The organism is Chryseobacterium kimseyorum (assembly GCF_025971945.1).
Taxonomy (GTDB): domain Bacteria; phylum Bacteroidota; class Bacteroidia; order Flavobacteriales; family Weeksellaceae; genus Chryseobacterium; species Chryseobacterium kimseyorum.
The window spans coordinates 109652-131828 of sequence record NZ_JAPDHW010000009.1; the positions used below are offsets into that span (position 1 = coordinate 109652).

Genomic DNA, 22177 nt, shown 5'->3' on the forward strand with positions numbered 1-22177 from the left:
AGATTAAAGTCAAGGAAAATCACAATATTAATCTGTTTAAAATGTTTCCTGATCAGAAAAGATCATGTGCAATACTTGAATGTAATCTTTTTAAATTTAAACTGTTTAAAAAAATAAAAAATTGGAGAATAGTCAGCATCATTGGTCACGACGTAAATTTATCGCTGCAATGGGCGGTGCGGGTGCGTTTGTTTTTATAAATCCTTTTTCGTCATGGACTGATTTCAGTGCAAAAGACGATAAGATTGCAAGAATTGTTTCAAAAACTTTTGGTATTGATACGCACAATCATGTCGATGTTCCATTGATTTTGAGCGAACTTCCCGGACCGAAGTTGGATTTGAGAGGTGAAATTAAAAAATCAGGTCTGTCCGGTATTGTGATGACCTTTCCAGTAGACTATCAAAAACTCACTGAAAAAGGCCAAGCTTACGACAGATTTTTAAATGGTTTGACAGCGATGGATCAGGTACTTGAAGATAATTCAATGAAAAGAGCTCTCAATCTTGCTGACCTTGAAGAAGCAAAGAGAGCAAAAACACCCATCGTAATTCAGTCTGTAGAAGGCGGACATTTTTTAGAAGGAAAAATTGAACGGTTGAAGGTTGCTTATGATCGAGGTTTAAGACATTTTGGATTGCTTCATGATAACGATGCATCGGTTCCGTTGGGTGATGTATTTACAAATCCTCCACAATGGGGTGGACTGACAGCTTTTGGTGCGGAAGTGGTCAGAGAATGTGAAAGGTTGGGGATTTTAATTGACCTTTCGCATTGCGATAACAATACCATCAATGCTGTACTCAAAATAGCAAAAAAACCTGTTCTCGTTTCTCATTCCGGCCTCAACACCAGACTTGGAAATAATGAAATGATGTCTAAAATGATGCTTCCGAGACTCATCAGTAAAGAGCAGGCAAAAATAGTTGCCGGAAATGGTGGCGTCATTGGAGTATGGACTCACCTTGCTGAAAAACCTTCCGACTTTGCAGAGAATATCAAAGCAATGGTTGGTGTGGTCGGAATCGATCATGTCGCGATAGGCACCGATACCAAAATGACGCCTGCTTATCATTCACCAAATGATAATTGGGGACAGTCTCAAAATAAACCTAAGCAGAATAAAAATACGGATAAAGATCATCAGTCTGAACAGAATTCTGGTAAGCAGCAACAGAAACACATTGAAAAAACGACCAATACAAATTGGGCTGACCAGAAACGCGGGTTTTATTACAGCGTGGTGGAATCTTTACTAAACGCTGGTTTCAGTGAAAACGCAATCGGAAAAATAGGTGGAGGAAACTACTGCAGAATTTTTGGTGAAGCAACTGATCATAAAAATTAAATGGTGCTGAGCCATATTACATAAAGAGCAAATAATAAACTGAACTTTTTTGCAAAACCGAAATGCTGAGGAAATGAAAAGGCAATGAAGCAGCAAATGAGAACCGAAAATGAAGAGTAGAGAAGAGGTCGGTTTTGCAAAAAGTTTTTTTAAAAAATAATTATCTGAACAGTTCAGTTTCAGAAATAAAAAGAGAATTGAAAAAGAATTATGCTTGAAAAAATCTTAAATTCACTTCTGGAAAACTTTCATCGGTCCGGCATTTTTAAAGGACTGGACAGATTTAAGTTTTAAAAAAAGATGGAGAGACAGATCTTAATTATCTGATTCTTTAATAGCCGTTGACAATTAAAATGATAAACCTTAAAAACAGAAACCTTGAAATCAGATTACATCTTTTGATATGGCTGGTTTTGTTCTTTTTGCCCACCGCATTTACGATTGGTTCAGAAACTGACTGGAACGGAATTTTCCGACATTTTTGGTTGCAACTGATCTTTCTTGCAGTGATTTTCTACGTCAATTATTTTGTTCTGGTCAGAAGGTTTTTTGATAACAGAAAATTATGGTTTTTTATATTCAATTTATTATTATTGATCATTCTCGTGATTTTGAAAAGTCAGATTTTTGAATGGCTGGAACCAGAGAGATTAAAAATGCCACGAAGACGTCCGCCGGATGGCATCCGTTATTTTTTTGATTTCCTGATTTACCTTATTCCGGTTGCCTTTTCAATTGCCATCAACGCAAGCAAAAGGATGCAGAAAGCGGAAGAAATGAAAATTGAGGCCGACAATATTAAACTGCAGTCTGAACTCAAACATCTGAAATATCAGTTGCAGCCACATTTTTTCTTTAATTCTCTCAATAATATCTACGCACTGATCGATTTCGATTCTGAGAAAGCAAAACAAAGCGTACACAGTTTAAGCAAACTGATGCGTCATCTTTTATACAAGACGGATGTCGAAAAAATCAAACTCTCAGAAGAAATCGACTTTCTGAATAAATACATTGATTTAATGTCTGTGAGATTGAATGACAAAACCAAAGTGTACACCAATTTTCCAACAAAGATTCCAAATTTGGAAGTTGCGCCTCTGCTTTTTATATCAATCGTTGAAAATGCCTTCAAACACGGTGTTTCTGCTACACAGCATTCAGATATCAGTTTTAAAATGGAGATTTTTGATGATGAAATTCAGTTTACAGCTTCCAATTCCAATTTTCCAAAAACGGACACTGACAAAAGCGGTTCGGGAATTGGTGTTGAAAATCTGCAAAAAAGACTGAATCTGCTTTACCCAGAAAAACACGAGTTTCATTCCTGCCTGAACGACGGAATGTATATTGCAGAAGTGAAATTGAAAACGAAGTAAATGAAAAAGATAACCTGCCTAATCGCCGACGACGAACCGATGGCTTTGAGTCTGATCGAATCTTATGTCCTGAAAACCCCTTTTCTGGAATTGAAAGCCAGGTGTAACAATGCAATCGAAGCGATGCAGATTCTGGAAGAGGATAAAAATATCGACCTTTTCTTCTTAGATATTCAGATGCCGGATCTTTCAGGGCTGGAATTTTCAAAATTGGTTCCAAAGAGCAGCAGGGTAATTTTTACAACTGCTTTTGATCAGTATGCAATTGATGGCTATAAAGTCAACGCACTTGATTACCTGCTGAAGCCATTTGATTACAATGAATTCCTGAACGCAGCCACAAAAGCCAGAAATTATTTTGAATCTCAGCAGCCGGTTTCAATGTTAAAGCCAGAGAAAAAGCAGGAGTTTTTCTTCGTGAAATCGGAATACAGGCAGATTAAAATCAGTTTTTCTGAAATTTTATACATCGAAGGTTTAAAGGATTACGTTAAAATTTATCTGAAAGACAATCCAAAACCGGTTTTGACATTGATGAGTTTAAAAAAACTGGAAGAAGAATTGCCTTCTGGAAATTTCATGAGAATTCACCGTTCCTACATTATTGCTCTGGATAAAATTGAAGCTATCGAAAGAAATCATATTGTTATCGGAAAAGAACAAATTGCCATCGCGCCAAATTACAAAGACGCTTTGATGGATTACATCAATGGAAAAAATTTATAATTTTTCTTAGAATTTAGACTTATCAATACATAATAAATTTCGAATTGTAGATACCTATAAATTTTTCTGTTTCTCAAAAAATCACGACATTTGCACTTAGAAAAATTCGAGTAAAAATTTTCAAAATATACGGGCTGATGCCGAATGGTTGCATCCGCATTGTTTTTAAAATAGAAATTATCAGATGAAAATATCAAATAACTGGCTGAAAGATTATATCAAAACAGAACTGAAATCTGAAAGAATAGGAGAGTTTCTTACAGACATTGGTCTTGAGGTAGAAGGAATTGAGAAATTTGAAAGCATCAAAGGAAGTTTGGAAGGTGTGGTTGTAGGAAAAGTTTTGACCTGCGAAAAGCATCCGAATGCCGATAAATTAAAGAAAACAACCGTAGACGTTGGAAGCGGAAAAGTTCTGAATATTGTTTGTGGCGCTCCGAATGTTGAAGAAGGACAAACCGTTCCTGTTGCCGTTGTAGGAACTAAAATTTATGATAAAACAGGAAACTTTTTTGAAATTAAAGAAGCTAAAATCAGAGGTGAAGTTTCTCAGGGAATGATCTGCGCAGAAGACGAACTGGGTTTAAGCGACGATCACGGCGGAATTATGGTTTTAGATGCCACCAAGTATGAAATAGGAAAGAATTTTTCAGATTATTTCGACTTAACGAATGACGAAGTTTTCGAAATCGGTTTAACGCCTAACAGAACTGATGCGATGTCACATTATGGCGTTGCGAGAGATTTAAATGCATTTTTATCAACCAACCAGCAGAAAGGAGATTTTCAAAAAGTTTCTTCTGTAGCTTTAAATAATGAAGGTTCTCACGAATTCTCTTTAGACGTTGAAGACGTAGAATTGACGCCACGATACATCGGTGCTGTGATTGAAAATGTAAAAGTTTCAGAGTCTCCATCTTGGTTGAAAGACAGGTTGAGAGCGATAGGCCTCAGCCCAATTAATAATATTGTAGATATTACCAATTATATCCTTCATGGCTTTGGACAGCCGCTTCATGCTTTTGATGCAGATAAAATTGCAGACAAAAAAGTGAAAGTAGGAACTGTAGCCGAAGGAACTAAATTTACCACTTTGGATGGTGCTGAAAGAACATTAAACGGTTCGGAAATTATCATTAAAGATGGAAAAGATCAACCGATGTGTATTGCCGGGGTTTTCGGTGGTGCAACTTCAGGAGTTTCTTCTGAAACAAAAACTATTTTCTTAGAAAGTGCTTATTTTAATCCTGTTGCGGTTAGAAAAGCAGCTAAAGCTCACGGTTTAAATACAGATGCTTCTTTTAGATTTGAAAGAGGTGTTGACCCGAATATCACCAGAACTGCCATTACTCACGCTATCAAAATGATTCAGGAGTTGGCAGATGGAAAATTGGTGGGTGAACTTTTAGAACAGTATCCAAAGAAAATTGAGGATAATTATGTGATTATCAGATTCTCAAAAATCGAACAGATTTTAGGAACAAAAATTCACAGAGAGAAAGTAAAAGAAATTTTAAAAGCACTTGAAATTCAGGTTCTTAATGAAATTCAAAATGGTTTTGAAATCTCGGTGCCTGCTTACAGAGCTGATGTCACCAGAGAAATCGACGTTATTGAAGAAATTTTAAGAATTTACGGATACAATAAAATTGAAGCTCCACAAAAAATTGCATTTACACCTGTAAAGTTGAATGCAAAAGATCAGGATGAATTGGAGAACAATTGGGCGAGAACATTGCAGAGTTTAAGCTTCAATGAAGTGATGAATAACTCGCTGACTTCGGTGAAAGATGAAACCGACGCTGTAAAATTGCTAAACCCATTAAGCAATGATTTGGCATTTATGAGAAAGTCTTTATTGGAAGGGCTTCTGCAAAATGCAATCTACAATATCAACAGGAAAAATCAGGATATTAAGTTCTTCGAATTTGGAAAAATTTACCACAAAAAAGAAAAGTACGAAGAGAGAAAGCAACTGGCAATTTTAGTTAGTGGAAGAAACGTTTCTGAAAACTGGTTACAGCCAAAATCTTCTACTGATTTCTATAATTTAAAAGCTTTTGTAAAGGTTTTATTAGAAAGAGTTGCGATAGACTACAAAGAGGTCGCGCTTTCTGATGACAGATTTTCAGATGCTCTGGCTTATGAGGCTGAAGGTGAAACTTTGGTGAGAATCGGAAAAGTTTCTCCTCAGATGCTGAAAGATTTTGACATCGATCAGGATTGTTTCTATGCCGAGATTGAACTAGAACTTGCTCAAAAATTAAGACTGAACCGAGAATTGAAATTTAATGATATTCCAAAATTCAACAAAATAAGAAGAGATCTTGCATTGTTGATTGATAAAAATATTACATATCAGGATCTGTATCAGACCGCTAAAAAGAACAAATCACCATTCATCAAAAATATCAACTTATTTGATGTATACGAAGGGAAAAATCTTCCGGAAGGCAAGAAATCTTACGCCATGAGTTTTGAATTATTAAATGAAGAAAAGACTTTAGAAGAGAAAGAGATTTCGGCAGTGATGGATTCTTTAATAAAATCTTTCCAGAAAGAATTTAATGCTGAATTAAGATCATAAGAAAATATTTTTCACACAAAAGAAACGGACATCTGTCCGTTTTTTTTATGGAATAATCTTTTAAATATTAAATTTAAAAAAGCTCTCGCCGAAAATAATTTTAATCAATTATATTTTCCGTAAATTTGATTTAAATCAAAAAATTAAATGGAACGGTCGTTGCATTTAAGTTTCAAATAATAAAAAATCTAAAATGAAAAATTTCTTTTTAAGTCTCTGTACAGTTGCTGTTTTGGCATCGTGCGGAACGATGTCAAATACTTCATCTTCTAATAAAGTAGGTAAAGCCCAGCCATCGATCTCAAATACAAAATGGACTTTAGCGGATAATGTGAAAGGTAAAACACCAACTTTACAGATTGAAGGAACCAAAGTGAACGGAAACGCAGGTTGCAATAGTTATTTCGGAACACTATCTACAGATGCTGCTTCAGGAACTTTCACTGCTTCTCAGCTAGGTTCTACCAAAATGGCTTGTGATAATATGAGCGTTGAGCAGAATTTTATGAGTATGATGGGAAAAGCAAATAAGTATGTAGTTTCCGGAAATACTTTAGAATTGTATCAGGATAGTTTTTTGTTACTAAAATTTAACAAAGCTGAATAAAAATAAAAAAGGAACTCAAATTTGAGTTCCTTTTTTTATGCGTAATAAATTGATTATTCTTCCTCTTCGTCGTCGTATTTTGCCAACTCTTCATCACACCATTTGAATGCAGCTTCTACTACTTTTGTAGCCTCGTCTGCCATAGTCTCTTCATCGTCGCCTTCTAGATCATCTAACCATTCAACTTCTTCTTCCTCAACATTCAATATGAATCTTGGATATTCTGTATGAACTACAAATAAATCTTCAGGAAATTCCGAATTGTCTGCTAATAAAAACTTTGGTAATTTCATTTTTTTAATGTTTAAACTTTCTCAAAGATATATAAAATTATTGGTATTTGTTCTTGTCGATTTTAATTTTTTGTAAAACTTTATACGGTGTAACCGTTGTTTTTTTTAAGGTATCGCTGGCTTTAAATGTAAAATCAATATTCGAATTAACGCTGCTTATAAGTTCGGCGATCTGAACATCTTCCAGGTTCTCTAAGTCCTTTACATAAAACAGCAGCGGTTTATTTTCTAATTTTTCTGATTTTAAAAATTTGGTAATCTCTTTTCTGTTTTGAAGATAAAAACCTTTCGACAGCAGAGTAAACGCCAATCCTGATAGCAGGCTCAATGCTCCTATCATATAAGTTTTCAGTCCAAATACTTCTTTCATTTTTTTCAGATACACCAACCAGATTGGAAAGCTGAACGGGGATAATAAGCGATAGTCTAAAGGATCAATCCAGTAAAAATACTGTACAAAAAAAGTAAATGTAATTCCTGAAACACCGATCACAAGCATGAATTTTTCTGATTCTGAGAGTTTATTTTTAATAAACAGAAATACAATGAGTAAGATATTTAAGATTCCGATCCCATAAATTGCATAATTGATTAATCCACCACCAGGATTTGCCATGTGTACAAATGGATTAAAACTGACAGCGATCCCTTGAAACAACTCTGTAATCAGAATTGATGTCGGCTTGAGACCAACTTCCAGACTTTGTTCAAGATAATTTTCATTAAAATAATCAATAAATAAAAATTTGTAAAGAACAACATATAGACAGGCTGCAGCAGCAGAAAACATAAAGACTTTTGCGTATTTTTCTTTGAAATAAAGCAAGCCGAACAATCCTGTTCCGCCAATTAAAAACAGGGCACTGTACCTGATATTATAGAGCAAAACTAAAATTGCCGTCAGATAAAAAAAGGCTTTCCATTTGATCATTTTTTCTTTAATAATCAGATGAGAAATGTAAAGTAACGCGAAAACAAAAGGTAAAGTTAATGCTTCGCTTAGCGTCGCTGAAAAAATGCTTACAAAACTGAGTAATGAACATAGAATGATAGATTCTTTCAGATAAAAATTTTTCTTCCATGCAAAGAATATAATAAAAGCATAAGAAGCTAGCCCAACAATCTTACTGCTCCAGAATTCATCAAAACCAAATAAAGTGACGAAGGAAATACTTAGAGGATAACCTAAAGGAGTAATGGTATTGTCAACCATTGGCAAACCCTTGGCGAACCTCATAAACCTAATAGAATCCGGACTTACTCTTCCTATTTCATTGAGTAAAAAACGCAAAATGGTCATCACTACTGTAATGATGACCATTGATATCTGAATGTATTTTTCTTTGATTTTCATGAGAAAAGTGAAATTAGTGAATATTATCTCTCAAGTCAAATTAATTTTTGACAGATTAAAGTTTATAAGTGATAATACACCGAGTCACCTTCCTATTTTGCAAACATTTTTGCTACTTTTTCTGCTTTCTTGCTTTCAGAATAATCGTAGAAACCTTCTCCTGATTTCACACCCAGCTTTCCTGCCATTACCATGTTTACCAATAATGGATTGGGCGCGTATTTTGGATTTTTAAAACCGTCGTACATCACATTTAGAATCGCTAAACAGACGTCAAGCCCGATGAAATCAGCCAGCTGTAGCGGTCCCATTGGATGCGCCATTCCCAGTTTCATAACGGTATCGATTTCTTCTACACCAGCAACGCCGTTGTATAAAGTTTCGATGGATTCATTGATCATCGGCATCAAAATTCTGTTAGCAACAAATCCTGGATAATCATTAACTTCTACAGGAACTTTTCCTAACGTTTTGCTCATTTCATAGATCGAGTCAAAAGTTTCTTTCGAAGTAGAGTATCCTTTGATAATCTCAACCAGTTTCATAATCGGAACAGGATTCATAAAGTGCATACCAATCACTTTATCTGCTCTTTTTGTGGCTGCTGCGATTTTAGTAATAGAAATTGAAGACGTATTGGTAGATAAGATGCAGTTTTCAGGTGCAAACTCGTCCATCTGAGCAAAGATTTTCAGTTTCAAATCCTGATTTTCGGTTGCAGCTTCCACTACAAGGTCAGCGTTTGTTACTGCATCTTTCAACGCTGTGAAAGTCTTGATATTTCCTAAAGTTTCTGATTTTTGTTCTTCAGTAAGGTTTCCCTTTGCAATTATTCTGTCAAGGTTGGTCGTGATTGTTTTCATTCCTCTGTCTAAAGCATCCTGAGATACATCAACCAAATTTACACTAAAACCGCTCTGTGCGAATGTATGTGCAATACCATTTCCCATGGTTCCAGCCCCGATAACTACAATGTTTTTGATCATTTTAATTGTTCTTTTTTATTTGGAATTAAATTTTTAAGTTGAATGAGATCGCCTTTTTTTACCAGTTCTGTACTGCTGAAGTAAACTGTTCCGTCGCTGTTTTTCTTTTTAGAATTGTTCTGCGAATTCACAGTCGTCTCCAGACCTTTTACAAACTTCGTTCTCTTGCTTTTTGGAAGCGCGTCGATTCCCAGGTACAGAGCAAATTCACCTTCTCTTCCTAAGCCAGACTGCCGGAAGATTTCAATGTTTTTTGCTTTAGATTTACCTTGAAACTTTTCAATGTAAGTCATCACCGGAGCTGTAGATGGAGTTCCACAACATATACTGTTATAGCTCAGTTTTAGATAGCTTTCACTTTTTTGAGCGAACAAAAATGTACAGCTTGAAAGTGCTAATATTAATATAATTTTTTTCATATAATCTGTTTTAAAAATAAGCTTTAATATTTACTTGCTAAAATCATCCCAAACTGCTTTTGAAATATCTGAAATTATTTTGCAGTTTACCACATTAGATTCTGTGGAATTGCTTACAAATACGGCAATTGCGTACTGTTTTCCATTAGGTAAAGTGACGATAGCGATCTCATTTTCTGCACCGGTTAATCCTGCATCATTTTTTCCTGAAGATCCCGTTTTTCTGGCAACGGGTGTGTTTTTTGGAAGTTGCTCTACTAATTTATTCAATCCTGTGGACGTCGATAACATAACTTTCATTAAGTACTCTGTTGATCTTTTCGAAAGCAGTTTTCCGTCACTGAATTTCTTTAAAACATCAACTGCAGATTGTGTTGTGCTGTAATTTTTATACTGCAAACTCCAGTCTTTATGCATTTCTGCCTCGCTGTTTTTAATCTGGAAATTCTTCACTCCCTTTGAGTTCATAAACTTCTGTACCGTTTGTGTGCCGCCAAGCAATTTCAGCAAAATATCACAACCGTTGTTATCACTTTTCGCGACTGTAAGTTCTAAAATTTCACTTAAAGGAACATCTACACCGCCATTTGGGTATTTGTCCCGCAATGGAGACCAGGTGTTTTCAAGTAAATTGGATCGATCTAAATGAATTTTTTGATCTAGTGAAAGTTTTCCTTGATCCACGAAATCCAGGACGGCTGCTGCAATATGAAATTTAAAAACACTCTGCATCGGAAGTTTTTTGTCTGCATTCCGACTGTATCTAAAACCATTCTCAAAGCCCAATACAGAAACTCCTACTGTAGCATTTTTATTTAAAAGAATATCGCCGATTTTATTATCGAGACTTAAATTTTGTCCAAAATTAAAGATGGATACAAAAAGAAACAGCAGAATTAATTTTTTCATAATGAGGTTTTTATAGTGAATTTTTTATTTAAAATAAATCCCTTTTAGACTCTAAAAGGGATTTGCAATTTAATATTTTTTCTTACTTCAATTCAAAAGAATTTAAATTGACACCATTATTTTCAAAGTAAACTCTGATTTTATTTTCTCCTTTTTTTAGATTTATTCCTTTTACAGAGAAGGTTTTCCAGATTTCATCTCCGCCGGTTGAACTTAAAGAAATCTTGGCCAATTGTTTTCCGGCAGCATCCTCAATCCTGATTTTCGCATCGGTAATGCTTGAGTATTTAATGTCAAAAATAAATGCTCTTTCTGTTTTTGAATTAATTGTGTACTGCAGCCATTCTCCGGTCTCGGTCTTACCAACGTAATATTGACTGTCCTTTGTTTTATAAATATCAACTCCATCATTTCTCAGCTGATTTCCAGAATTCCATTCAGATCTTTTCGCCGGATCGCTCACCCAAAGATTGATAAAATCATTATCCTGATAAGCAGAACCTATTCTACCCAAATCGTAATCGGTGGCAAAGATTTTTCCCGGAGCCTGATGATTTTTAAAAGGTTTTGTAGAGCCATCTTTTGTCTGTCTGAACATCGCATCAATTACATCATTTTTGATTTCAACATTATTAAATTTATAATTTTCGGCAATCTGCATCAGGGCTTTTGATGCAAAATCTTTAGATGGTTTTTCTCCTCCGTTTTTCCAGTAATCCAACAGTTTTTGATATTCCGGAGTGATTTTTACGTTGGTAACTCCTGCTATATTATCGATTTTTTTCATTGGCCAAAACGCATAACCTATATTATGTCTGTCTAAAAGCTGAATCAGCTCTGTAAACCATACATTGGAATTTTCCCCCGTTTCACCTAACCAGATGGGCATATTGTGTTTTTCTCTGAGATCTAAAGCAAATTTCACTGTTTCATCATTATTATAATTCCAGTACTTATGGAAACTAAAGGCCATATTGTCGTCCCAAATTGGAATTAATCCGTTGTAATTGTTTCCCCAACCGTTTCCTTCAAGAAAAATAATATGTTTTTTATCCACTTCACGGATCGCTTCTGTGATTTCTTTCTGTAATTTCCAAAGTGGTGCATTAGACATTTCGTCAGTGCCATTTGGGTTTTTCCCGGTAAAGTTGATATTGGGTTCGTTGATTAAATCGTACCCTCCAATCCACGGTTCATTTTTATATCGTTCTGCTAATTTTTTCCATAACGCAATGGTTTTCTTTTGGTTTTCTTCATTTTCCCAAAGCGACGGTTTCGATTTGTCATTATCTGAAATGTTCACGTCATTTCCCTGCCCGCCCGGAACAGCGTGAAGGTCTAAGATTAAGTAAATTTTATTGTTTTTACACCATTTCAATAAATCATCAGTCATTTTGAAGCCTTCTTCCAGCCACGTGTTTTGGCCCTTTACCGGCTCCTTTTCAATGGGAAGCGTGTATAGATTATAATGCATGGGAAGGCGTACAGAATTAAAACCTGACTTGGCTAGAAAATCAATATCCTGCTTTGTAATTCCGTTTTTTAAATAAGCTTTGTAAAAATTCTCCATTCCATCCTGACCGATCAGTTCTGCAATTTTTTCCTTGATCTTATATTGCGGGCCGGCAAAATCTGCTGTTTTCAGCATATAACCTTCCTGCAACATCCAACCACCTAAACCAAGACCTCTAAGCTGAATGTTTTCGCCTCTGTCATTGACAATTTTTTTTCCGTTGGTCTTGAGTAGCTGTGATGTCCCAAATTGAGACAATAAAAGTGCGGATAATAGGATGGTTCTTTTCATAAGTTAAATTTTAAATAGTAGGGAGAAGTATTGGGTATTTTGATTTTAACAAATATATTTAAAATTTGTTGAAAATAATTTCATTTTAAATTAAGTTTAAAGGAAATCAAAAAACGGAATCATTGGATTCCGTTTTAGATATTTATGCATACTTGATTTTAGTCCGAGGTCGTCGAAAAACTGATGGCCAAATTCAACATATAGATGATTGTTCATCATATCATTATAACAGTTCACATTTCTTTCTGTCAGAGAAAAAAGTTTACATTCTTCGCGAAATAAGAAGTCGAGAGGAATGTCATTATCCTTCAAAAAAACGGCTGTATTCCTCTCTGTCAAAACTAAAATCAGATTGAAGATCATCAGAATAAGTAATTTACGTTGTCAAAATCATTTTTGGCTTTCTAACGCTGTTCAAAACAGGAGAAATCATTGCTTTTGGTAAAGGAAACTAAAGTATCAGTATAAGAATGGAAAAACTTATCTCACTTAACTGATCAGTTTCATAATCTCCAGGGCCACTTTCAAAGCTTCTGTTCCGTCCTCCAAAGAAACTTCCACATTTTTATCTTCCAAAATTGCATCTGCAAAAGAATTCAGTTCGTCCAGAATTGCGTTATTCGGCTGAATATTAGGATATTCAAATAAAATCTGATTCTTTTCTCCTTCGGCATTTTCAATAATCATATCAAATGGAGTAGGATTTTCGGGAGCATCCTTCATTCTGATCACCTCAGCTTTCTTCTCCAGGAAATCTACAGAAACATAAGCATCTTTCTGGAAGAATCTACTTTTTCTCATTGCCTTCATCGAGATTCTTGATGTGGTAAGATTGGCAACGCATCCATTTTCAAACTCAATTCTTGCATTCGCAATATCCGGGCTTTTACTCACCACACATACGCCGCTTGCATGAATGTTTTTAACTTTAGATTTTACAACGCTCAGTAAAATATCCAGATCGTGAATCATTAAATCTAAAACTACAGAAACATCTGTTCCGCGGGGATTAAATTCGGCCAAACGGTGAATTTCAATAAACATTGGGTTTTGAATATAATCTTTGGCTCCGATAAACGCAGGATTGTACCGCTCTACGTGACCCACCTGCGCTTTAATGCCATGTTCACGGCATTTGTAAAGAATTTCTTCAGCCTGTTCCAGCGTTTGGGTAATGGGTTTTTCTATGAAAAAGTGAAGACCTTTATCGATCGCTTTCAAAGCATAATCATAGTGATAAAGCGTTGGCGTAACGATATCCAACATGTCGATTTGATTTAATAAATCTTCAAGGTTCTCAAAATATTTGTAACCGAATTCAGCTTCCAGTTTTTTACCGTTCTCGGAATCTTTATCATGAAAACCGATAAAATTGTACTTATCTGACTGATTTAGAAGTTTCAAATGTATTTTTCCCAAATGTCCGGCACCCACCAAACCTGCTTTCAACATAGCTTTTTAATTTTTGTAAATATACTAATTTTCGGTATTCAGAAATAGATGATAGGTTTTAGGTTGACAAATATTGATTGTTTTAGTATTTTTGTGATAAACTAGTTCCTCATAAACAATATAACTATCTGATGACGCACGATTCGTTTGCACACAAAGGGAAAAGAAAAATTTTAGTTGAATATCTTCGTCAGAGAATTGGGATCTCAGATCCTAACGTTCTTTCGGCGATGAACGAAGTTCCGAGACATCTTTTTATCGAAAGTATTTTTGAAGATTTTGCCTATGAAGACCGTGCATTTCCCATTTTAGCGCATCAGACAATTTCTCATCCGTCTACGGTTGCCGAGCAGTCTGAGCTTTTACAGCTAAAAGAAGGTGAAAAAGTGCTTGAAATAGGAACCGGATGTGGCTATCAAACTGCTGTACTCCTAGCAATGAAAGGACTCGTTTACACCGTTGAAAGGCAGAAAGATTTATTTGATTATTCTAAAAAGAAATTCAGAGAATTACATATGTATCCAAAATTTCAGAGTTTTGGTGATGGTTTTGCCGGACTCCCGACTTTTGCGCCATTCGATAAAATTATTGTAACCTGCGGAGCAGCAGTTTTACCCACGGAATTATTAAAGCAATTAAAAGTGGGCGGAAAAATGGTAATTCCATTAGGTCCGACTGATGAACAGGTTTTATACAGATTCACAAAAATTTCTCCGACAGAAATTGAAAAGGAAGAATTTGGAGCGTATAAATTTGTACCAATGCTGAACAATACAAATCAGTAAATATGATTAATCCCGATATTCTTGATTACAACAACAGTCAGTCAGATTCAGATGAAGCCATCTGTACTTTGCTTTCAGAGATCATTGAAGCTGAACTGAAAGATTCAGAAAATAAAATCTGGCACAGTCATCCGGTTTGGTTTTTAGAAGAAAATCCTATTGTAGGATACAGCAGACAGAAAAAAGGAATCCGTCTTATGTTTTGGAGTGGGAAATCTTTTCATGAAGTACAACTGAATGTGGAAGGTGAGAAATTTCAGGACGCATCTATATTTTATAATGACAGAAATGAAGTTGATGAAAGAGACGTGAAACGTTGGCTTCAGAAATCAATTGAAATTCAGTGGGATTACAAAAATCTTGTGAAAAGGAAAGGTGAATTAATCAGGTTGAAATAATCTGTATTTTCATTAATAAAATAAAAAGACTTAGCGGTTTCGGAATAAAAATTGGATTCATTTTCAAACCTAATCACTAAATCTTATTATTATGGACACGAACAGATTCAAATCGTCACACGATTTCAGTAACGTTGAAAAAAATCTCCACAATAATCCGGGCTACAGTGTAGAAAGTTTTTCTCAGCAGGCTAAAGATTATATCAACGATATGCGCAGTCAGAATCAGGAAGCAACCAAACAGGGCTTTCTGTCTCACGCTCAGAAAAGAGCTCATGAAGTTTGGGAAGAAATTCAAGGGATGGCTTCTGAAGCCTGGGATAAAAGCTCGGATCATTCTAAGGCTGAGGAAAAGAAATAATGACTAACAATACAATCGAAGAAACTTCACTTTTTATAAAGGAGTGAGGTTTTTTTTATTTAAAATAATTATCAAAATAAATAAAGGATGAAAGTATTCATTAATAAAAGAATTCCAGAAATAGGAATAAAAATGCTGGAAGAAGCAGGTCTTCAAATCACTATTCCTGAAGATCAAAATTTGTCACCCGACGAATGGATAAAGTATTGTCAGGATACCGATGCCGTTTTGAATGTCGGACAAAATAAGTATGATAAAGATTTCTTTGAACAGTGTCCCAACGTTAAGGCGATAGCTTTGTTTTCGGTAGGTTTTGATGCGGTAAATATCGAGCAGGCTAATAAGAGAAATATTCCTGTCGGAAATACACCGGATGTTTTGAGCAGAGCAACTTCAGATATAGCATTTTTATTAATGCAATCGGTTTCTAGAAGGGCAAGTTATTATTTTCAAAAAGTAAAGGATGATGATTGGGGAAATTTTGATCCGCTTCATGCGTTAGGACAGGAACTCTATGGGAAAACCTTAGGTGTTTTCGGATTGGGAAGAATAGGTTTTGAAATGGCTGAAAAGTGTAAAAAGGCTTTTGATATGAATATTATTTATCATAATAGGAATCATAACGACGAAGCTGAAGAAAAACTGGGAGCGAAATATGTTTCTTTTGAAGAACTGGTAAGTCAGTCGGATGTATTGAGTATTCACGCAAGTTTCACTGAAGAGCATGCGGAACTTTTTAATCAGTCTGTTTTCGAAAAGATGAAACCTAATGCGATTTTCGTTAATACGGCGAGAGGTGGTTTTCACAATCAGGTAGATTTATACAATGCGCTTGTAGAAAAGAAAATTTGGGGCGCCGGACTAGATGTGACGAATCCTGAACCAATTTTGCACGACGATCCTATTCTGGGGCTTTCCAATGTGTGTGTGCTGCCACATATCGGGTCTGCAACTGTTGAAGCAAGAAATGGGATGGCAAAATTTGCCGCGGAAAATTTAATTGCTTTTTCTAAAGGTGAGAAAATGCCACATTGTGCAAACCCTGAAGTTTATCAATAATAATCCAAGGTTGGAATCATTTTTGTCTTATCAGTAGTAACACTAAAAATAAAATATTATGATTCCACAGGACAATACCGAAGAGCAAAAAAGAAATTTAGAGGAAATGGATTATAATCCGGGCGAAGATATTTTCAACAAGGAGGAACATATTCCTCTTGACGGAGATGGAAATCCCATCATCAATCCCAACCACGTAAACGACGGAATGCCTTATGGACTTGACGTTCCAGGCGCCGAAGACGATGATAATTTTGAGCAGATCACAGATCAGTTACCCGAAGAGGACGACGATGTGTACAGTCAGATGGATGATGAAGAAGACAGGTTTGAAGATGAAGATGATATCATTGATGATTTTGAAAATGAGGATAAAGAAGAAGATGATCTGAACCGATAAAAACTAAAACTTAAAAATAATATAAGCTATCTCGAGATGAGATAGCTTTTTTTTATGCTTATAAATATTAATTATAGATAAATAAATATTTATGATTATTTAATCAGTAATAATAAATGTTTATTTTTGCGCAAAATTTAAATGTAATTGATTATTGTTTAATTTAATCTTTATTTTATTCTCTTTTAAATGAAAAAAAATTTATCGGTTTTAGTCCTATTGATCGGTGTTTTTGCGTTTTCACAAACTCCGCTTCAAGTTAAAATTAAAGATGCTGATGGAAATGAGAATTTCCATGTAACCTGTACGAATGATCTGGATGCCAATGGCTGTATTGTGCTTCATGCAGAATATCCGGTTTTGAAGCAGACTTCAACTTATGCGGTAAGTTCAGAGGTTTATAATCCTCCCGTTCCTTTAAATCAGGCGACAGCTTTGAATGCCAATGCAGATGATCTTTTTACCACAAAGCTTGATCTGCCTTTCTCTTTCTGTTTTTTCGCGCAGAATTTTGATGCCCTTATCGTAGGCTCAAATGGAATGATCACCTTTGATCTCAGCCAGCTCGGAAATATCAATTATCCCAATGTATTCTGGCAAAATCCCAATGTTAGTCTTCCGAAAAATTCAATTTTTGGTGTTTATCACGATATGGTTTTTGCGGCCGGAGATTCTTCTGAAATTTATTATTCTACAGTGGGAACTGCACCCTACAGAAAGTTTGTCATTAATTTTTATGACGGAAGAGTAGCGGGTTGTACAGAAAGGTCATCATCACAGATCGTTCTTCACGAAACCACAAACATTGTTGAAATTTTTGTAGATGAAAAACTAACTCCCTGCCCAACCAGAAAGTTTGAAAATGCTTTGATTGGAATTATGAACAGTGATGGCACTTTGGGTTATTCTCCTGCTTCAAGAAACACAGGGAATTGGGAAGCTACTCAGGAAGCATATAAATTTACGCCAACAGGAAATATCATTCAGCCGGAAATTGTGTGGACAAATTCCGCAGGACAAAATGTTGGAAATGGATTACAGGCTACGGTATGTCCGACCCAAAATGATACATACACTGCGACTGTAAAATTCAATGTATGTGGAAACAGTTTTCTGACTTTCACTGATGATTTTATTCTGGACTTCGACTCAACTTATCCTGTCGCAAAAAATTATACTCAGAGTTTTTGTGGCAATGCTCCGGTGAATGTCAATTTAAATACTTTTAAGCCCAATCTTACCTCCCAGAATCCATCGAATTTCAATTTTACTTTTCACTCGAGTTTGCAGGATGCACAGTCTGGTCAGAATGCTTTACCGACAACTTACGCGCTTAATTCCAATGCTGTTTTCTATGTGAGGATACAAAATCCGAATGTACCAACCTGCTTCAGGGTTGCAGTACTTACTCTGAACTTTTTGAGTAAAAATCTGCTTAAAAATTCAGTGGAAATTTGTGATACCAATAATGATGGCATAGAAAACAGTTATGATTTAACGCTTCTGAATAATCAGATCTTACCGTCAGGCACTTCCGGAATTTCCTATTATCTCTCGCAAGCCAATGCTCAGAATAACGTAAACTCTGTTTCAACGGCAAATATTACTTCATCCACGCAGATATGGGTGAGAGTTCAGGATACGAATTGCGTTTATGTTCTAGGACCTGTGAGCTTTCAGTTTAAGCAGGGTGTGAATGCCAATTTAGTTATTAATTTTCCGTACACGATGTGTGATATCAACGCGGATAATAATGAAATTTTTAATTTCGGACTTGAGATCGGACCACAAATCTCAACCCAACCCGGAGCCACTTTTGTAGCTTATAATTCTTATGCTGAAGCTTTAAATGGTACAGGAACTGTTGTAGAAACCATAAAAAAAGGTCTTTATCAGTTGTTCATACGTGTTGAAATTCCCGGAGGATGTTTTGCGGTTGTTCAGGTTAATATGGATGTAACTTTTACAGAAATAAAAGCAGATGAAAAAAATGAATACATCTGTTTTAACGGAACGCAGGATATAAGTTTTAATTTACAGACGCTTGCTGCCAGCATGCTTGTACAGCCTACTTCAGTTCCGGTTACTGCGTTTTATTCAAATTACGTTGATGCTGTCTCAGAAGATAATCCGGTTTCAGCTAATCAAACCATTACCACCAATGGTAATTTTGTAACTCAGACTTTTTTTGTCCGTTTCGAACAGTCTAACACATGTTATACTATACGGCCTATCAATGTTCATTTGGTTCATCCCGTGACCGTTACTTCAAATTTTTCTATTTGTGATTTTAATAATGATAATTCAGAAAATATTTCATTAACATCTTTCTCGGGAGCTATTGTTGGAAGTCAGAATGCGAGCGTTTTATTTTATTTAAATCCTGCCGATGCACAATCAGGAAATAACCCGGTGACAAACGCTGTGATCGCCGGTACTACTCAACTTTTTGTGAAAATCAGTTCTTATAACTGCAGTCAGATTTATCCGGTGAATTTTTCTCTGGTTTCTACTCCAGCTGTAAATTCTACCGTGAATGTAACCTTAAATAATATCTGTGATAATAATAATGACGGAACAGAAATATATAATCTCACCCTTTCTCAACCGCAGATTTACAGCGGATCTTCTGCAGTCACCTATACGTATTACACATCCTACAATGCGACGACGCATATGTTCTCTGGTGAGATTACTGACCCCACACAATTTGCGGTACAGGGAAATGCGATTGTTTACGTTAAAGTGAAATTTAATAATAGCGAATGTTTCTCAGCATCTCAACTGAATGTACAGATGATATTTTTACCTGTCGTCGTGTTAGCGAATGCTGTTTTAAATACCTGTGATGAAGATTTTAATTTAAGTGAAACATTCCAGTTAAATAATGCGGTTTCGCAGCTCTTCATCTCTTCGCAAAATACGTATGCGCTGTCTGATATGAATATTTCCTATTATCTGACTGCAGCTGAAGCCAATTCAGGAAATGTAGCCAACCAAATTGGAAATACATTTACCACCAATATTTCGACGTTACAGATTTGGGCAAGGTTTCAGTCTAAAACGACGGGATGTTTTTCTGTGGCGTCCATCCAGCTGAATACTTATTTTCCTCCAAAAGCGATCAATTCCAGCATAACGGTTTGTGACGAAAATCTGGATGGAACTTTTGAGGTCAATCTGATGAATTATACCAATCTGTATGTAGATATTTCGAATCAGATGAATACCTTCAGTTTTTATCTGACGCAGACGGATGCTCAAAATGGTGTCAACGCGATTGCAAATCCTACAAATTTTACCGCACAGCCTTTTCCTACCCAAATCTGGGTGAAAATTCAGAATATTCCGGGATGTGATGATATGGCAAGTATCAATTTCACCGTTGGAAATAAGGTTATTCTTCAGAACGCCGGACCTTTTGCTTTAAATAACGTCTGTGATAATGGAAATGACGGTATTGAAAATGTAAATTTAACACAGTTTCAGCAGCAGATCTATTCGGGCGTAAATGCAGTCTTTACTTATTATCCTTCTCTGGTAGATTTAAATGCAGGAACAAATGTGATTAGCAATCCGGCAACTTTTTCTTTCAATCAGAATTCAGGTTCAGATATCATTTATGTAAAAGTAAGTGCTCCTGGATTCTGTCCTGAAATGACAACCATTAAAATTTCACTGAAGAAAGTGCCGATCTTTGAAATTCCAACCCAGTATTTCTGTCCGGACGGAACTTTCACCTACACGCTGAAAGTCGAAGAGCATACGATTACAAGCTATATCTGGAAAAATCCTTCAGGGCAGGTAGTTTCTACTTCTGATACAGTTTCAGGAATGAATGCTGTCGGAACGTATTCCGTCACGGTTACATCAACCAATGGATGCTCGTACACCGCAACCTTTGAGGCAAAATATTATGATGTTCCGGTTATTCAGCAGATGGTTGCGAATGGAAGTACCTATACCGTAACAGCGACCGGTTCTCAGCCTATTGTTTATTCGATTGACGGCATCACGTGGCAGTCAAGTAATATTTTCTACAACCTACCAACCGGAATTACCACGTTTTACGTTAAATATGTTGAAGGAAAATGTATCGTAAAACAGGACGGAGTTATTTTGGATATTAAAAATGCCATCACACCCAACGGCGATGGAGTCAACGATAAATGGATTATTAAAGACCTTCATGTTTTCGGAAAGAAAATGACCAACGTAAAAGTATTTGACCGTTATCAGTATAAGATTTTTGAGCAAGATAGCAATACACAGATTATCTGGGACGGAACGATTGCCGGAAGACCGATTCCTACGTCAAGTTATTGGTATATAATCACGCTTCCCGACGGCAGAACTTTTACCGGATGGGTTTTGGTAAAGAATAATAATTAAAAATCTTAAATAATTGAACGATAAAACCTCATTGATTTTCAGTGAGGTTTTGTTGTATAAATGTTTATCACAAGGTTTGATAACACGGAAAATTCCCTTCCCCTGGAGGGGTGGATTCGGCCGCAGGCCGAAGACGGGGTGGTTACACGCAATTTTATTCATAATACTTCCCATCTTTCCAACGAAATTCTTATCTTTCATTAAACACTTACCGATGAAAGAAATCCTCACAGAAATAAACGGAATTCCGATTTACAAAAAATGCACTCACTACCTTCCCTACAATCCAAATTTAAAAATGCTATTGGCAAAAAAACGCAAAGCAGGAATTCTAAATGAAGTAATATTCTGGAAGAAAGTGAGAGTAAAAAATTTCCATAAAATTGATTTTGACAGACAGAGAATCATCGGAAATTATATTGTTGATTTTTATGTAAAAACACTCGGATTAATCGTAGAAATCGACGCTTCAAGCCATGATGAAAAAGAGATTTATGATGGTATAAGACAAGATTATCTGGAATCATTGGGGCTGAAAGTGTTCAGAATTTCAGATTTTGATATTAAAAACAATCTGTCCGTTGTGATGAAGGAACTGGAAGATTTTATTATCAAACACTATAGCATGTAAAATTCCCTCCTCTGGAAAGTTGGATTCGATCAAAGAGAAAAGGGTGGGTGGTTAAATTGCGCGTAAACCACCCCGTCAAAAAATCGAAGATTTTTCGCCACCCCTCCGGAGGAGGGGAATTTCTTTAGCTTTTCATGAGCATATAATTTTCAAATTGAATATCTTTCAAACTTTAAAAACCGAATTTTAAAAATGAAAAAGCTTTTTACTGAATATTTCTTTGCTGTATTTCTCATTCCCATTTTGATATTCGCATTTTTTTATTTTTTTGGAACAAAAGTCGAAAG

Annotated in this window: 19 protein-coding genes; 12 read left to right on the plus strand and 7 right to left on the minus strand. The window is 35.7% G+C overall.

Features of this window, described 5'->3' with window-relative positions:
* Positions 1-121: 121 nt before the first annotated feature.
* The 5 genes from OMO38_RS13720 (at position 122) to OMO38_RS13740 (ending at position 6647) form a co-directional block, all read left to right on the plus strand.
* Complete coding sequence (locus tag OMO38_RS13720) at positions 122-1348, plus strand: dipeptidase (RefSeq protein ID WP_264750767.1); 1227 nt, start codon at positions 122-124, stop codon at positions 1346-1348.
* Between the two features lie 353 nt (positions 1349-1701).
* Entirely contained in the window at positions 1702-2727 is a 1026-nt protein-coding gene (locus tag OMO38_RS13725) for a sensor histidine kinase (RefSeq protein ID WP_264750768.1), read from the plus strand.
* Entirely contained in the window at positions 2728-3453 is a 726-nt protein-coding gene (locus OMO38_RS13730; protein WP_264750769.1) for a LytR/AlgR family response regulator transcription factor, read from the plus strand. It abuts the gene before it with no gap.
* Positions 3454-3637: 184 nt separating this feature from the next.
* A complete protein-coding gene (pheT, locus tag OMO38_RS13735) occupies positions 3638-6040 on the plus strand; it encodes a phenylalanine--tRNA ligase subunit beta (protein ID WP_264750770.1) in 2403 nt (800 codons plus the stop codon).
* Between the two features lie 193 nt (positions 6041-6233).
* Positions 6234-6647: an META domain-containing protein gene (locus tag OMO38_RS13740; RefSeq protein ID WP_264750771.1), complete on the plus strand. Its 414-nt coding sequence runs from the start codon at positions 6234-6236 to the stop codon at positions 6645-6647.
* A 53-nt stretch (positions 6648-6700) separates the two neighbouring features.
* Here OMO38_RS13740 and OMO38_RS13745 read toward each other — a convergent pair whose 3' ends face one another.
* From OMO38_RS13745 to OMO38_RS13775, 7 genes are all read right to left on the minus strand, one after another.
* Positions 6701-6940 (minus strand): hypothetical protein, encoded by a 240-nt coding sequence (locus OMO38_RS13745; RefSeq protein ID WP_027380779.1) that lies wholly within the window; start codon positions 6938-6940, stop codon positions 6701-6703.
* Between the two features lie 37 nt (positions 6941-6977).
* Positions 6978-8294 (minus strand): hypothetical protein, encoded by a 1317-nt coding sequence (locus OMO38_RS13750; protein ID WP_264750772.1) that lies wholly within the window; start codon positions 8292-8294, stop codon positions 6978-6980.
* Between the two features lie 92 nt (positions 8295-8386).
* Complete coding sequence (locus OMO38_RS13755; RefSeq protein WP_264750853.1) at positions 8387-9277, minus strand: 3-hydroxybutyryl-CoA dehydrogenase; 891 nt, start codon at positions 9275-9277, stop codon at positions 8387-8389.
* Positions 9277-9699 carry a hypothetical protein gene (locus OMO38_RS13760; protein ID WP_264750773.1) on the minus strand — a complete coding sequence of 141 codons (423 nt, stop codon included), beginning with the start codon at positions 9697-9699 and terminating at the stop codon, positions 9277-9279. The genes OMO38_RS13755 and OMO38_RS13760 overlap by 1 nt, the downstream gene beginning before the upstream one ends.
* A gap of 30 nt (positions 9700-9729) precedes the next feature.
* Positions 9730-10608 (minus strand): CGA/CIA family class A beta-lactamase, encoded by an 879-nt coding sequence (bla-A, locus tag OMO38_RS13765; protein ID WP_264750774.1) that lies wholly within the window; start codon positions 10606-10608, stop codon positions 9730-9732.
* A gap of 82 nt (positions 10609-10690) precedes the next feature.
* Positions 10691-12412, minus strand: coding sequence for a cellulase family glycosylhydrolase (locus tag OMO38_RS13770; protein WP_264750775.1), 1722 nt, complete (start codon positions 12410-12412; stop codon positions 10691-10693).
* Positions 12413-12901: 489 nt separating this feature from the next.
* Positions 12902-13864 (minus strand): Gfo/Idh/MocA family protein, encoded by a 963-nt coding sequence (locus OMO38_RS13775; protein WP_264750776.1) that lies wholly within the window; start codon positions 13862-13864, stop codon positions 12902-12904.
* A 131-nt stretch (positions 13865-13995) separates the two neighbouring features.
* Between OMO38_RS13775 and OMO38_RS13780 the strand changes: the two genes are divergently transcribed.
* From OMO38_RS13780 to OMO38_RS13810, 7 genes are all read left to right on the plus strand, one after another.
* A complete protein-coding gene (locus tag OMO38_RS13780; protein ID WP_264750777.1) occupies positions 13996-14649 on the plus strand; it encodes a protein-L-isoaspartate(D-aspartate) O-methyltransferase in 654 nt (217 codons plus the stop codon).
* Between the two features lie 2 nt (positions 14650-14651).
* Positions 14652-15047, plus strand: coding sequence for a DUF1801 domain-containing protein (locus tag OMO38_RS13785; protein WP_264750778.1), 396 nt, complete (start codon positions 14652-14654; stop codon positions 15045-15047).
* A gap of 91 nt (positions 15048-15138) precedes the next feature.
* Positions 15139-15408 carry a prevent-host-death protein gene (locus OMO38_RS13790; protein ID WP_264750779.1) on the plus strand — a complete coding sequence of 90 codons (270 nt, stop codon included), beginning with the start codon at positions 15139-15141 and terminating at the stop codon, positions 15406-15408.
* 87 nt (positions 15409-15495) lie between these two features.
* The gene (locus OMO38_RS13795) at positions 15496-16467 is read left to right on the plus strand and encodes a 2-hydroxyacid dehydrogenase (protein WP_264750780.1); all 972 of its coding nucleotides are present in this window, start codon (positions 15496-15498) and stop codon (positions 16465-16467) included.
* A gap of 58 nt (positions 16468-16525) precedes the next feature.
* A complete protein-coding gene (locus OMO38_RS13800) occupies positions 16526-16867 on the plus strand; it encodes a hypothetical protein (RefSeq protein ID WP_264750781.1) in 342 nt (113 codons plus the stop codon).
* 189 nt (positions 16868-17056) lie between these two features.
* Entirely contained in the window at positions 17057-21259 is a 4203-nt protein-coding gene (locus OMO38_RS13805) for a T9SS type B sorting domain-containing protein (protein ID WP_264750782.1), read from the plus strand.
* A gap of 214 nt (positions 21260-21473) precedes the next feature.
* Positions 21474-21890 (plus strand): endonuclease domain-containing protein, encoded by a 417-nt coding sequence (locus OMO38_RS13810; RefSeq protein WP_264750783.1) that lies wholly within the window; start codon positions 21474-21476, stop codon positions 21888-21890.
* The last annotated feature ends 287 nt before the right edge of the window (positions 21891-22177 follow it).